This window comes from Sphingobium sp. IP1 (assembly GCF_002708645.1).
GTDB lineage: Bacteria > Pseudomonadota > Alphaproteobacteria > Sphingomonadales > Sphingomonadaceae > Sphingobium > Sphingobium yanoikuyae.
Genome location: NZ_NOIW01000131.1, coordinates 1 through 12,677 on the forward strand (window position 1 = coordinate 1; position 12,677 = coordinate 12,677).

The 12,677-nt window shown below is 64.4% G+C and carries 17 protein-coding genes and 1 pseudogene; 4 read left to right on the forward strand and 14 right to left on the reverse strand.

Translation table 11 applies throughout. The features are described from left to right. The first annotated feature begins 216 nt into the window (after positions 1-216). On the forward strand, positions 217-1,149 hold the full coding sequence (locus tag CG471_RS26220) for an ABC transporter ATP-binding protein (RefSeq protein ID WP_037507883.1): 933 nt from the start codon (positions 217-219) through the stop codon (positions 1,147-1,149). Then, positions 1,146-1,916 (forward strand): ABC transporter permease, encoded by a 771-nt coding sequence (locus CG471_RS26225; RefSeq protein WP_099234267.1) that lies wholly within the window; start codon positions 1,146-1,148, stop codon positions 1,914-1,916. Before CG471_RS26220 ends, CG471_RS26225 begins: the two co-directional genes overlap by 4 nt. Before the next feature lie 66 nt (positions 1,917-1,982). Here the strand turns inward: CG471_RS26225 and CG471_RS26230 are convergent, their stop codons facing one another. From CG471_RS26230 to CG471_RS26250, 5 genes are all read right to left on the reverse strand, one after another. Beyond that, positions 1,983-2,303, reverse strand: coding sequence for a hypothetical protein (locus CG471_RS26230; protein ID WP_004212065.1), 321 nt, complete (start codon positions 2,301-2,303; stop codon positions 1,983-1,985). 113 nt (positions 2,304-2,416) lie between these two features. Further along, complete coding sequence (locus tag CG471_RS26235; protein ID WP_051886708.1) at positions 2,417-3,727, reverse strand: MATE family efflux transporter; 1,311 nt, start codon at positions 3,725-3,727, stop codon at positions 2,417-2,419. 119 nt (positions 3,728-3,846) lie between these two features. Beyond that, entirely contained in the window at positions 3,847-4,776 is a 930-nt protein-coding gene (locus tag CG471_RS26240) for a DUF808 domain-containing protein (RefSeq protein WP_099234268.1), read from the reverse strand. 118 nt (positions 4,777-4,894) lie between these two features. Beyond that, positions 4,895-5,137 carry a hypothetical protein gene (locus tag CG471_RS26245; RefSeq protein WP_099234269.1) on the reverse strand — a complete coding sequence of 81 codons (243 nt, stop codon included), beginning with the start codon at positions 5,135-5,137 and terminating at the stop codon, positions 4,895-4,897. Next, positions 5,134-5,493 carry a hypothetical protein gene (locus tag CG471_RS26250; protein ID WP_099234270.1) on the reverse strand — a complete coding sequence of 120 codons (360 nt, stop codon included), beginning with the start codon at positions 5,491-5,493 and terminating at the stop codon, positions 5,134-5,136. Before CG471_RS26250 ends, CG471_RS26245 begins: the two co-directional genes overlap by 4 nt. Positions 5,494-5,597: 104 nt before the next feature. Between CG471_RS26250 and CG471_RS31530 the strand changes: the two are divergent. Then, positions 5,598-5,853, forward strand: a pseudogene (locus tag CG471_RS31530) (plasmid stabilization protein). A gap of 2 nt (positions 5,854-5,855) precedes the next feature. Here CG471_RS31530 and CG471_RS26260 read toward each other — a convergent pair. The 4 genes from CG471_RS26260 to rpsF form a co-directional block, all read right to left on the reverse strand. Then, positions 5,856-6,029, reverse strand: coding sequence for a hypothetical protein (locus tag CG471_RS26260; protein ID WP_180275804.1), 174 nt, complete (start codon positions 6,027-6,029; stop codon positions 5,856-5,858). A gap of 187 nt (positions 6,030-6,216) precedes the next feature. Beyond that, positions 6,217-6,813 carry a 50S ribosomal protein L9 gene (rplI, locus tag CG471_RS26265; RefSeq protein WP_004212072.1) on the reverse strand — a complete coding sequence of 199 codons (597 nt, stop codon included), beginning with the start codon at positions 6,811-6,813 and terminating at the stop codon, positions 6,217-6,219. A gap of 13 nt (positions 6,814-6,826) precedes the next feature. Continuing rightward, a complete protein-coding gene (gene rpsR, locus CG471_RS26270) occupies positions 6,827-7,051 on the reverse strand; it encodes a 30S ribosomal protein S18 (RefSeq protein ID WP_004212076.1) in 225 nt (74 codons plus the stop codon). Positions 7,052-7,064: 13 nt separating this feature from the next. After that, positions 7,065-7,469 (reverse strand): 30S ribosomal protein S6, encoded by a 405-nt coding sequence (gene rpsF / locus CG471_RS26275; protein WP_004212077.1) that lies wholly within the window; start codon positions 7,467-7,469, stop codon positions 7,065-7,067. 246 nt (positions 7,470-7,715) lie between these two features. Between rpsF and CG471_RS26280 the strand changes: the two genes are divergently transcribed. Then, entirely contained in the window at positions 7,716-9,119 is a 1,404-nt protein-coding gene (locus tag CG471_RS26280) for a GntP family permease (protein WP_099234271.1), read from the forward strand. Between the two features lie 55 nt (positions 9,120-9,174). Here CG471_RS26280 and CG471_RS26285 read toward each other — a convergent pair whose 3' ends face one another. The 5 genes from CG471_RS26285 to CG471_RS26300 form a co-directional block, all read right to left on the reverse strand. Continuing rightward, positions 9,175-9,528, reverse strand: a complete 354-nt coding sequence (locus CG471_RS26285; protein ID WP_004212081.1) for an RcnB family protein — start codon at positions 9,526-9,528, stop codon at positions 9,175-9,177. A gap of 177 nt (positions 9,529-9,705) precedes the next feature. After that, complete coding sequence (locus CG471_RS26290; protein WP_099234272.1) at positions 9,706-10,422, reverse strand: CPBP family intramembrane glutamic endopeptidase; 717 nt, start codon at positions 10,420-10,422, stop codon at positions 9,706-9,708. A 25-nt stretch (positions 10,423-10,447) separates the two neighbouring features. Beyond that, entirely contained in the window at positions 10,448-10,624 is a 177-nt protein-coding gene (locus CG471_RS30840; protein WP_180275805.1) for a hypothetical protein, read from the reverse strand. Positions 10,625-10,734: 110 nt separating this feature from the next. Then, positions 10,735-11,940 (reverse strand): ABC transporter permease, encoded by a 1,206-nt coding sequence (locus CG471_RS26295; protein ID WP_004212085.1) that lies wholly within the window; start codon positions 11,938-11,940, stop codon positions 10,735-10,737. Continuing rightward, the gene (locus tag CG471_RS26300) at positions 11,940-12,662 is read right to left on the reverse strand and encodes an ABC transporter ATP-binding protein (RefSeq protein WP_099234273.1); all 723 of its coding nucleotides are present in this window, start codon (positions 12,660-12,662) and stop codon (positions 11,940-11,942) included. Before CG471_RS26300 ends, CG471_RS26295 begins: the two co-directional genes overlap by 1 nt. Between the last annotated feature and the right edge of the window lie 15 nt (positions 12,663-12,677).

The window sequence follows — 12,677 nt, forward strand, 5'->3', positions numbered from 1 at the left end:
GGCCTTCTCGGGTACGTAGTGCAACGCGATCGACAGATAGAGAATTGCCTTTTTCATAGCCTTCTCCACATGGTGGGGCGTCAAGCCTATGCCCGCGCATCACCGGCTTCAATCTTTTTCCAATATGTTGCCCGGCTTCGCTATTTGCCGCGCTGCCGGTTGCATGGCGCGGTCCGCCTCCTATCTTGCCGACACAAGGAAAGGGGGCGCTGCCGCATGGCATCCATCATCGAAATCAAGGGCCTGACGAAAAGCTATGCGTCGGGCTTTCAGGCGCTCAAGGGCGTCGACCTGAATATCGAGGAGGGCGAGATTTTCGCGCTGCTCGGCCCCAATGGCGCGGGCAAGACGACGATGATCTCGATCATCTGCGCCAATGTCCGCCCCTCTGGCGGCACCGTGACGGTCGCCGGCCATGACATCATCCGCGACTATCGCGGCGCGCGCGCTGCGATCGGACTGGTGCCGCAGGAGCTCAATACCGATCAGTTCGAGCGGGTGATCGACACCGTCACCTTCAGTCGTGGCCTGTTCGGCAAGCCGCGCAACGATGCCTATGTCGAGAAGGTGCTGCGCGACCTGTCGCTATGGGACAAGCGCCACAACAAGATCCGCGAGCTTTCCGGCGGCATGAAGCGCCGGGTGATGATCGCCAAGGCGCTGAGTCATGAGCCGCGCGTCCTGTTCCTCGACGAGCCGACCGCCGGCGTCGACGTGGAACTGCGCCGGGACATGTGGAAGCTGATCGGCGAACTGCGCCAGACCGGCGTCACCATCATCCTCACCACCCATTATATCGAGGAGGCCGAGGAAATGGCCGACCGGGTGGGCGTCATCAACCATGGCCAGCTGATGCTGGTCGAGGACAAGACCGCGCTGATGGAGAAGCTGGGCAAGAAGACGCTGTCTATCATGCTGGCCGAGCCGATCGAGGCGCTGCCGCCCGAACTGGCCGACTGGGATGTGGCGCTCAAGGCGCAGGGGCAGGAGATCGAATATCTGTTCGACACCCGCGCCGAACGCACCGGCGTTTCCTCGTTGCTGCGCAAGCTTGGCGATCTCGGCATCGGCTACAAGGATCTCAACACGCGGCAGAGCAGCCTGGAGGATATTTTCGTGAGCCTGGTCCATCAGGAGAAAGCGGCATGAACGGCCCTAATCTGCGCGCGGTTGCCGCCATCTACAAGTTCGAGCTGCACCGGTTCCGGCGCACCTGGCTGACCGGCCTGCTGGTGCCGGTCATCACCACCTCGCTCTATTTCATCGTGTTCGGCGGGGCGATCGGCTCGCGCATGACGCAGATTGACGGCATTCCCTATGCCGCCTTCATCGTGCCGGGCCTCATCATGATGTCGATGTTCACGGAGAGCATCTTCAACGCCAGCTTTGGCATCTACATGCCCAAATTCACCGGCACCATCTACGAACTGCTGTCGGCACCGGTGTCGGCGATTGAAACAGTGATCGCCTATGTCGGGGCGGCGGCGACCAAGGCGCTGATCGTCGGCTTCATCATATTCGCCACGGCGCATCTGTTCGTCGACCTGCCGGTCGCCCATCCCTTTGCCATGGTCGGCTTCATGCTGCTGATCGCGGTGAGCTTCTGCCTGTTCGGCTTCATCCTGGGCATATGGGCGCAGGGGTTCGAGCAGTTGCAGGTGATCCCGCTGCTGATCATCACGCCGATGACCTTTCTGGGCGGCGCCTTCTACTCGATCCACATGCTGGCCGAGCCATGGCGCACCATCACCCTGTTCAACCCGATCGTCTATCTGATCTCGGGCTTCCGCTGGACCTTCTTTGGCAAGGGTGATGTCGGGATCGAATTCAGCCTGCTGTTCGTGGGCGGAATGCTTGCAGTGTGCCTAGGCATCATCGCCTGGGTGTTCCGCACTGGCTATCGGCTCAAGAAGTAACGATAAAAGAAAAGGGCGGCCAATGGCCGCCCTTCTTCATTCGGGTCGATGCGATGCCAATGCCGATCAGGCGGCGGCGCTCTGCGGATCGACCGCGAACAGGGTCACGCCCTTATATTTGTCGTCGCCCTGGTCATAGAGGCCGTGCATCGCCTCGAACGTCTCGTCCAGGATCTCGACGTCGCTCAGGCCCGCCAGCTTGAACGTGCCCAGCTTCAGCTCGCGCGGCGGGCGGCCGTCGCGGTCCGTGGTCACGGCGTCCATGAACATCTCGTCATGGCGCGTGTAGAGGATGTGCGGGGCCAGCGTGACGACCATCTTGTTATAGGTCGCCTTGAGGCACTTCTGAAGCGCGATCGCTTCGAAGATAGGGGTCGGAGAGTCCATGATGGGCCGCCCATATCAAGAAACACGGCCCTGTTTCAATTGCTTTGTGCGTCGCACCATGTGCCTGCCGTGCAACCGGCCGGATTTTCAAGACGAATTGTGCGGCGGTTTTCCTAGCGCAGAACCAGGCCCAGCCGGTCGCGCAGCGACCAGCGCGCGATCAGCAGGATCGCCACCGTGCCGAGACCCGCAGCCAGGCCGAACCAGATGCCAACGCCATGCAGTCCCATCGGGAAAGCGAGCAGGGCGCCGACGCCGATACCGATGATCCAGTAGCCGAAAAGGGCGAAGATCATCGGCACCTTGGTATCCTGGATGCCGCGCAGCACGCCGGCGCCAACGGCCTGGGCAGCGTCGACCAGCTGGAACAGCGCGGCGACCGCCAGGAAGCTGACCGCCAGATTGGCGGTGGCGAGATTGGCCGGATCATGGACGTCGAGGAAGATCGACACCAGCGGTCGCGGGATCAGGACCAGCATCAGCGCGGCCGCCATGGCAAAGCCGGTGCCGACGATCAGCGCCAGCCAGCCGGCACGGCCGATCGCGGCGGGATCGGCCCGGCCATAGGCGACGCCGACGCGCACGGTCGCGGCCTGGCCGATGCCCATCGGCACCATGAACACCAGCGAGGCGATCTGGATCGCCACGGCATGGGCGGCGAGCGATTCCCGGTCGATCAGCCCCATCAGGAAGGCCGAGGCATTGAACACGGTGACTTCCAGCCCGAGCGTGATCGCGATCGGCAGGCCCAGCGTCCACACCGCCCGCTGCCGGTCGCGGTCGCGCGTCCAGAAGCGGCCCATCAGCCGATAACGGCGGAAGCGGCGATCGACCAGGATGACGGTCAGCAGGCCCAGGAACAGGAAGGTGGAAGAGAGGGTGCTGGCGATGCCGGCGCCCAGCAGGCCGAGCGCGGGCAGGCCCAGATGGCCGAAGATCAGCGCCCAGCCGACCAGCACGTTGAACGGGATGGCGAGCAGCATGATGATGAGGCCCCAGAGCGGGCGCTCCAGTGCCGAGATGAAGTTGCGCAGCGTGGTGAAGCAGAGGAAGGGCAGCAGCGCCCATTGCATCCCGCGCATCAGATGGCCGGCTTCGCGCGCCAGGTCGGGCTCCTGCCCCATGGCGCGCAATATCGCCTCGCAATGCCACAGGATCAGCCAGGCCGGCAGCACGAAGAAGGCGGCGGCGCGCAGCGTCTGATGGACGGTGCGGCGCACGTCGCGCACCGAATGGCGGCGACGGCCGCGCTCGCTGGCGATCAGCGGCGCGGCGGCCGTGACGAGGCCAAGGCCGAAGATCAGCAGCGCGTTGAAGAGATTGATCGCCAGTGCCCCGGCGGCGACCGCTTCCGCACCCAGCCGGCCCACGAGCAGCAGATCGGTCGCGGCGATCCCCGACCAGGCGACATTGCCCGCGATCATGGGAATGGCGAGCGTGACGAGGGCGCGCGCCTCGATGCGCCAGGGGGAAGATTGGGTCACTTGGAAAGTCCGGAGCGAGGGAAGCGCCGGCAAAGGCGCGGGCGCTCCCCTTAATCGCCTCAGTGCTTCTTGAACAGATGCAGCACGGCAACGATGATGCCGCCGATCACCAGACCGACAATGCCCGCGCCGATCGCGTTGACAAGCCAGTCGACCACCGGACCGATCGCGGGCACGGCATGGGCTGCACCATGCGCCAGATGATGGATCGTGCCGGGGATCAGATCCCAATGGAATTCGTGCAGGCCATGGACGATCAGGCCGCCGCCGACCCACAGCATCGCCGCCGTGCCGACCACGCCCAGAACGCTCATCACGACCGGCATCGCCTTGACCAGGCCGCGGCCGATCGCGCGCGTCGCCGCGCCGCTGCGCTGGGCGAGGTGCAGGCCGATATCGTCCATCTTCACGATGAAGCCGACCACACCATAGACGCCGGCGGTGATCGCGATGGCGACGACGACCAGGATGATCGCCTGCTCCCAGATCGGTTCGCTGGCGACAGTGCCGAGCGCAATCGCCATGATCTCGCCCGACAGGATGAAGTCGGTGCGGATCGCGCTGGAAACCTTCTGGTCCTCCAGTTCCTTGGAGGTCAGGGTTGCGGCGGCATCCGCCACCTCGTCATGGCCGCCCTGGATCGCTTCGAGCAGCTTTTCCGCCGCCTCGAAGCAGAGGAAGGCTCCGCCCAGCATCAGCAGCGGCGGCAGCAGCCAGGGGGCAAAGGCGCTGAGCGCCAGTGCCGCGGGCAGCAGGAACAGCAATTTGTTGCGCAGCGATCCGCGCGCGATCTTCCAGATGATCGGCAGTTCGCGGTCGGGCGACAGGCCCATGACATAATTGGGGGTGACGGCAGTATCGTCGATGACGACGCCGGCGGCCTTGGTGCCGGCCTTGCCGGCGGCAGCGGCGACATCGTCCAGCGACGTGGCCGCCATCTTGGCGATACCGGCAACATCGTCGAGCAGCGCGATCAGACCCGAAGGCATGGTTGAATAATTCCCCTGTTGAAACGGATGGATATCATCCGTGCGCGCTTCTTAATGCGCGGGCAGGGTGGGGGCAATGGAGCGATGATTGCCGATTCGTGACCGGGCGTCGGCAATATCAGTAATTGCCGGGCGGATCGCTGGCGGGGAAGGATTCGTCGGACTGTTCATCGACCATGTCCCAATCGCTGTCGTCCGCCTGCGGTCCGGCGTCGCGGACGATGCCGGACGAGCCGACCGGGCCGCGATCATCCAGACCATCGGCCGCGGCACCATCATCCTTGCCGGCCCGTTCCTTCAGGCTCTTCCAGGCAACGGCGCCCAGTCCGGTCAAAAAGGCCAGCTTCAACAATCCCTTCATGGTGTCTCCTTCGGCCCACTGTGAAGATGGACCCACTTGGCGGCGTCCTGGTCGACAGCCTCGGGCGAGAGACGAATTTCGCCCTCTTCGTCCGCGCTGCCGACATGATCCTCGTCCGCGCCGGTCATGCCTGGCGGAAAGATGGTCCAGCGCTGTTGCAGGGCGGTATCGATCATCGCCTGCCAGGCGGTCACGTCGCCCGTCTCGCGCATGGCGGGGTCGGGCTCCTTGAGCATCGCCAATATGCTGGCGGCATCCTCGACCCAATAGGGCCAGTTATGCGTCGCCCCGGCGGCGAGATGCCGGGCGAGGCGCTCAAGCAGGGTGCGTTGCTCCATGATGTCCGGAACGTTCATGGCGACTCTCCGTTCCTCATTTTCTAGCCGTGCAACTTAATGGCAATCCTCGGGAAATGCCTCTCGGTATTTGAACCGATATGGGACGAAAAAAGGAGGCAGACATGCCCAGAGGCGACAAGGATCGTTACACTGGCAAGCAGAAGCGCAAGGCCGCGCATATCGCGCAAAGCTATGAAGAGCGCGGTGTGTCGCATGACGAGGCGGAGGCGCGGGCCTGGGCGACCGTGAACAAGGATTCGGGCGGGGGCAACCTGTCGGGATCGGGGCGGGGCAAGCCCGACAGCCATGCCGCCGACCGATCGATCAGCCGCGGCGAAGAAGGGGTGGGAAACGCGCCGTCGCCGGGCGCAGGGCTGAAATCAGGGCGAGAAGATATCGCCGTTGCTGAAATGGGCGGCGAGATGATCGATCCAGGCGCGCACCAGCGGCGGCAGCCCGGTACGGGTGGTGAAGACGAGGTGGACGATCCCCTCCTGCGCCTGCCATTCCGGGAACGACAGCGCCAGGGCGCCCGAGCGCGACGATCTGGACATGGCCCTTGGGATAGAGCGTCAGTAAATCGGGCAATATGGAGGCCACGGCGATGCGGCACCGGTCATAGACCGACAGGCCAAGCTCGGTGACCTGGAACCGGCGCGATGAGCATCCGATCAACCGTCCAAGACAACAAAAAAGCCGCCCGGTGACGGGCGGCTTTCTCGTTTATCAGAGCGAAGAGGCTCAGGCTTCTTCGGCCGGGGCTTCTTCTGCCTCGACGGCGATTTCGCCCGGCTCGGCGTTCGGATCGTAATCCTCGGTGAAGCCGGCTTCGTCCTTCTCGAACAGGTCGGCCATCACGTCGACGCCCTGCGCCTGCAGTTCGGCTTCTTCCGGCGAGCGGGCAACGTTCACCGTGATGGTGACGGCCACTTCCGGGTGCAGCGCGACCTTGACGTCGAAGACGCCCAGGGTCTTGATCGGACGCTCCAGCACGACCATCGCCTTGGAGACGTTGGTCACGCCATCGGCGTGCAGCGCGTCGACGACGTCACGGACGGCGACCGAGCCGTACAGGTGGCCGGCGTTCGACGACTGGCGGATCAGGACGATCTGCTTGCCGTTGACGCCTTCGGCAGCCTTTTCGGCGTCCGAACGACGAGCGGCGTTGTCGGCTTCGATCTTCGCGCGGTTGGCTTCGAACACAGCCTTGTTGGCGGCGTTCGAACGAAGAGCCTTCTTGTTGGGCAGCAGGAAGTTACGAGCGTAACCATCCTTCACGGTGACGACGTCGCCGATTGCGCCCAGCTTTTCGATGCGCTCAAGGAGAATGATTTCCATGGGTCTTTCTCCCTTACTTCACGATGTAGGGCAGCAGGCCCAGGTGACGGGCGCGCTTGATGGCCTGGGCCAGCTCACGCTGCTTCTTGGCGGACACCGCGGTGATGCGGCTGGGGACGATCTTGCCGCGCTCGGACACGAAGCCCTGCAGCAGACGGACGTCCTTGTAATCGATCTTCGGCGCATCCTTGGCGGCGAAGGGGCAGCTCTTGCGGCGGCGGAAAAACGGGCGTGCCATGTTTCAGATCTCCTTATTCGGCAGCCGGGGCTTCTTCGCGCTCACGGCGCGGGCCACGGTCACCACGGGGGGCACGGTCGCCACGTTCGGCGCGTTCCTGCTTGCGCATCATCACCGACGGACCGGCTTCCAGCTCTTCGACCTTGATGGTCATGTAGCGGATGATGTCTTCGTTGATCTGGGTCTGACGCTCCAGCTCGGCAATCACGTTGCCCGGTGCGTCGATGTTCAGCATGACGTAGTGCGCCTTGCGGTTCTTGGCGATCTTGTACGCGAGCGAACGCAGGCCCCAGGTCTCGACCTTGGTCACCTTGCCTTCATTTTCCTCGACGATCTTGGTGGCGGTTTCCGCCAGAGCGTCCACCTGCGCCTGTGCCAGATCCTGGCGCGCAAGGAACACATGCTCGTAAAGAGCCATGGGTATTGCCTCATCTGTTGGCCGATCGCTGACGCCCACCCCATGTGGAACGCCCCTCCGGCTGTCGTCTCAAGCATTCGAAATCGTCCGACGTCCGAATCCGGGGCCGAGCGAAGGCGCGCCTATGACGGAAAAGCGGTGGAAAGGCAAGCGGCATCGGTGCAGCCATGGGCGGCAGCGGCCCTGCTTGCAGTCAGGCTTCACCTGTCTCTATCCTGCCCTTCAGAAAAAGAGAAGGAGAGACGGATGGCGGTCGCAATCGCGGCACTGGCGCTGATCTTGTTGATGTTGGCGGCCTATCGCGGCATGAGCGTCATATTGATGGCGCCCTTGCTCGCCATGCTGGCGGTGTTCCTGACCGATCCGGCGGCGGTCCCCACCGCCTTTTCCGGCCTGTTCATGGACAAGGTCGCCACTTTCCTGAAACTCTATTTTCCGGTCTTCCTGCTCGGCGCGCTGTTCGGCAAGCTGGTCGAGATATCGGGCTTTTCCCGCGCGATCGTGACGGCGGTGATCGGTTTCGTCGGCGCGGGAAGGGCGATCCCGGCGATCATGATCGTGACGGCGCTGCTGACCTATGGCGGGGTCTCGGTCTTCGTCGCGGTGTTTGCCGTCTACCCCTTCGCTGCCGAGATGTTCCGCCGCGCCGATATTCCCAAGCGGCTGGTGCCGGCTACCATTGGTCTTGGCGCGCTGACCTTCACCATGGATGCGCTGCCGGGCACGCCGCAGATCCAGAATGTCATTCCGGCCAGTTTCTTTGGCACCACCGCCTGGGCGGCGCCGGTGCTGGGCTTGATCGGATCGGTGGTGATTGCAGCGACGGGCCTTGCCTATCTCAACTGGCGGCGCCGGGCGATGGCGGTCGCGGGGGAGGGCTATGGCGCGCCCGAAACGCTCGTCAACGAACCCGATCGTCAGGAAGAGGCGGTGACCGTCCACCCGCTGGTCGCATTGCTGCCGCTGCTGGTGGTGGGGCTTGGCAATCTGGCGTTGACGCTGCTGATCCCGCGCATCACCGGCGGGGCGGAAGAGGTGAGCATTCGGCTAGCGGGGCTGCCCGATCCGGTGACGGCGAAAGTGACACAACAGGCGGCGCTATGGGCGGTGGAGGGGGCGCTGCTGATGGGCATCGCTACCATCCTGATCTTCGCTTTCCCGGTCGTGGCGCGGCGCTTTGCGGAAGGGGCGAAGGCGGCGGTCGGCGGCGCTCTGCTGGCGGGGATGAACACGGCGGTCGAATATGGCTTTGGCGGGGTGATCGCGGCGCTGCCCGGCTTCCTGGTCGTCAAGGACGCGCTGAAGGCGGTGCACAATCCGCTGATCAACGAAGCCATTACGGTGACGACCCTGGCCGGCATCACGGGATCGGCGTCGGGCGGCTTGTCGATCGCGCTGGCGGCGATGGCGGACCAGTTCGTGGCGGCGGGCGATGCGGCGGGTATCCCAAGAGAGGTGCTGCACCGGGTCGCGTCGATGGCATCGGGGGGCATGGACAGCCTGCCGCATAATGGCGCGGTCATCACCCTGCTGGCGGTGACGGGCCTCACCCATCGCCAGGCCTATAAGGACATATTCGCGCTGACGCTCATCAAGACGATGACCGTCTTCGTCGTGATCGCCGTCTATTATCTGACCGGGCTGGTGTGAACGCGAAAACGCCCCGGAGCGGTGGCTCCAGGGCGCTTTTCAGGAAGTGGGGCGCTTAGCGGATGGCGCCGGCGACGACAGCGCCGATGATCCCGCTGGTGAGGGCGACCAGCACTGCGTCATTGCCCGAGCGGACCCAGTGGTAACCGCGCGGCGGGGCCGACAGGCGATAGCCGCGATAATTGTCGACGACCCGATAATTGGTCGCATAGCGGCGATCGAAGCGCTGGCCCTTGGCCCAGTGGCGATCGTTGCGCACCACCGTCTTCTTCTGGACGACGGTGCGGTGCGGACCTTCCTTCACGACCCGGACGGTCTCGCGATGGGGCGCGGCCTGGGCCTGGGCGGTGACGATCGGGCTGGCGGCAACGGCGGTGGCGGTCAGGGCCAGGATGATCTTCTTGAACATGTCTTCACTCCTCTTGTTTCAATCGAGGGCGCCGCTTCCGGCGTCGAAGACAGGGATAGGCCGCGCTTGTCGCAAGCCTGTCCCAAGGGTGGGGCAGTTTTGTCGGAAATTGTATCAAAACCCGATTTAAGCTGAATATCGGTTCATAAATTGCGCTTTTTCAATGCCTTGCTCGACTCACAGCATGAGCGAGATGGCATTGCCGAAATTGTGCAGCAGGATCGGCAGCAGCAGGCTGCCGGTACGCAGGCGCAGCCAGACGGCCAGCAGCGAGGGGATGGCGGTAAGCGCCATCACCATCGGGTCAAAGCTGAAATGGCCGCCCGAATAGCCGAACGCGTGGGCCAGGCCGAACAGGCCGCAGGACAGCAGGGCGCCCCAGCCCCAGTCGACGCCCAGGAAGCGGACCCGCCGGGTGAAGGCGCGATCGAGCGCGAAGAGCAGGATGCCGCGATAAAAGGGTTCTTCCTCCAGTCCCGGCATGGTGAGCTGAAAGGCGATTTCCTCTGCGCTGCTCGGATCGTCGGGGAAATAGAGGGCGAGCGCCGTGAAGAAGGCGCAATAGAGGAGAGCCACGGGCAGGGCAGCGGTCAGGCTGCCGCGCGCCTGCCGGAGGGTAAGGCCGACCCGCTTCCAGCCGAAGGCGGGCAGGGCGGCGATCAGCAGCGTGAGGGCAAGGGCCAGCAGCTTGCCCTGCCAGTTCCAGCCGGCGGCGGGGATGAGATCGGGGATATGGCGATAGGCGCGGGTCAGCAGCGCGTCATTGGCGGCGACCAGGGCGGCGGCAACCAGCAGCCAGCCGGGCCGAAAGCCGCGCCTATCGATCAGGCCGATCGCGCCGCCAACAGCCAGCAGCAGCGCCAGCGTCCCGAGCAGGCCGATGACGCCGTTCATGCGCGCCGCTCCGGCGCGGGGCGGTTCAGTTGGTGGAAGCGGGCAGGGGCGTGGCGGTGACGGTCATGCGGGCGAGCAGGATGGGATGATCCTTGCCCTCCAGCAATTGCGCCGTCTGTGGTGCCTGCGCGTCGGCAAAGGGGGTGAGGCTGACCCCGAGCAGCAGCGCACTGCTGATGAGGCTGGCGGCGATCATCTTCATGGGGGCATTCCTTCCACAGCGCCGGAGCGGCGCCATGGCAGGAGGGATTAGGCAGAAGATGTCGCAGCATTATCCCGGATAACCGCCCTTTTGTCGGAAAATGTATCAGCCTATTCGTGCCGCAGCGCGTCGATCGGGTTCAGGCTGGCCGCCCGGCGCGCCGGGAAATAGCCGAACACCACGCCGATCGCCGCCGAGAAGAGGAAGGCGATCAGATTGACCTGCGGATCGAAGGTGAAGGGCACCTTCATCAGCGGCGCGATGCCGACCGATGCGATGAGGGCAATGACCAGGCCGATCAGGCCGCCCATGCAGGACAGCACGATCGCCTCCACCAGGAACTGCATCAGCACTTCGCGCGCGACCGCGCCAATGGCGAGGCGGATGCCGATCTCGCGGGTGCGCTCCGTCACCGACACCAGCATGATGTTCATGATGCCGATGCCGCCGACCAGCAGCGAGATGGCGGCGACCGCCGCGACGATCTGGGTCAGGATGGTGGTGGTCCCGGTCAGCGTGTCGCTGATCTGCTTGGTGTCGAAGACGTTGAAATTATCCTCCGCGCCCGCCTTGATCTTGCGCCGCTCGCGCATCAGCTGCTCCAGGCTGTCCTGCACGGTCGCGCTGTCATAGGCGTCGTCGACCGCGACCATGATCTGGCTGATGTCGCGATCGCCGGTGAAGCGGCGCTGGACAAACTTGATCGGCATGACGACGACATCGTCCTGGTCGCCAAAGCCGCCCTGGCCGCGGGTCGCAAGCACGCCCACCACCTGACAGCTGACGCCCTTGATCCGCATCCGCTTGCCGATCGGGTCATTGCCCTGGAACAGGTTGGTGCGCACCGTATTGCCGATGATGCAGACCGATTTGCCGGCCTCTTCCTCGTCCGGCATGAACAGCCGGCCTTCCGACACATTCCAGGACTGGACCTGCGAATAGGCGGAGGTCGTGCCATAGACGGTGGTCGACCAGTTATTGCCTTCATAGATGGCGGTGCCGCTCGACTGGACCACCGGCGCGACGGCGCGCACGCCGGTCAGCTGGTTCTCGATCGCGGTCAGGTCCGCTTCCTTGAAATTCGGCGGGCGCGGCCCGCCGCCGCCACGGCCGAAGCCCTGGCCGGGGCGCAGTTGCAGCACGTTTGCACCCAGCGAGCTGATCTGTTCGCGCACGGCGGCGGTCGCGCCATTGCCCAGTGTCACCATGGTGACGACGGCGGCAACGCCGATGATGATGCCGAGCGTCGTGAGGAAGCTGCGCATCTTGTGCCGGTTGATCGCCCGGAAGGCGAGGATGACGGTGGTGCCCAGCATCAGCCCACGGCTCCCTTCTGCGGTCCGCCCTGGCCCTTGTCGACCCGCTCCACCAGCCCGTCCTTGAAATGGACGATGGTATGGGCAAATTCGGCCATGTCGGGTTCGTGCGTCACCATCAACACGGTGATGCCGCTATTCTGGTTGAGGTCGGTCAGCAATTGCATGATCTCCACCGACCGTTCGGAATCGAGATTGCCGGTCGGTTCGTCCGCCAGCAGCACGTCGGGCTGGGTGACGATGGCACGGGCGATCGCGACGCGCTGTTGCTGGCCGCCCGACAGTTCCGCCGGCGTATGGTCCCACCAGTCCTTGAGGCCCACCTTGTCGAGCGCGGCCATGCCCATGTCGTAGCGGGTCTTCTTGTCCTCGCCGCGATAGAGCAGGGGCAGCTCGACATTCTCCAGCGCGCTGGTGCGGGCGAGCAGGTTGAAGCCCTGGAAGACGAAGCCGAGATAGCGGCGGCGCAGCAGCGCGCGCTGGTCGCGGTCCAGCGTTTCGACATGGCGGCCCTTGAACAGGAACTGCCCGCCCGATGGCACGTCGAGGCAGCCCAATATGTTCATCGTCGTCGACTTGCCCGAGCCCGAAGGCCCCATGACGGCGACGAAATCGCCTTGCTCGATATCGAGGTCTATGCCCTTCAAGGCCTGAAAGGCGGTGGGGCCGCTGCCGAAGATCTTGGTGATCCCCCGCAGCGAGATGATGGGATCGGCGGCCATGGGATCAGGTTCCGC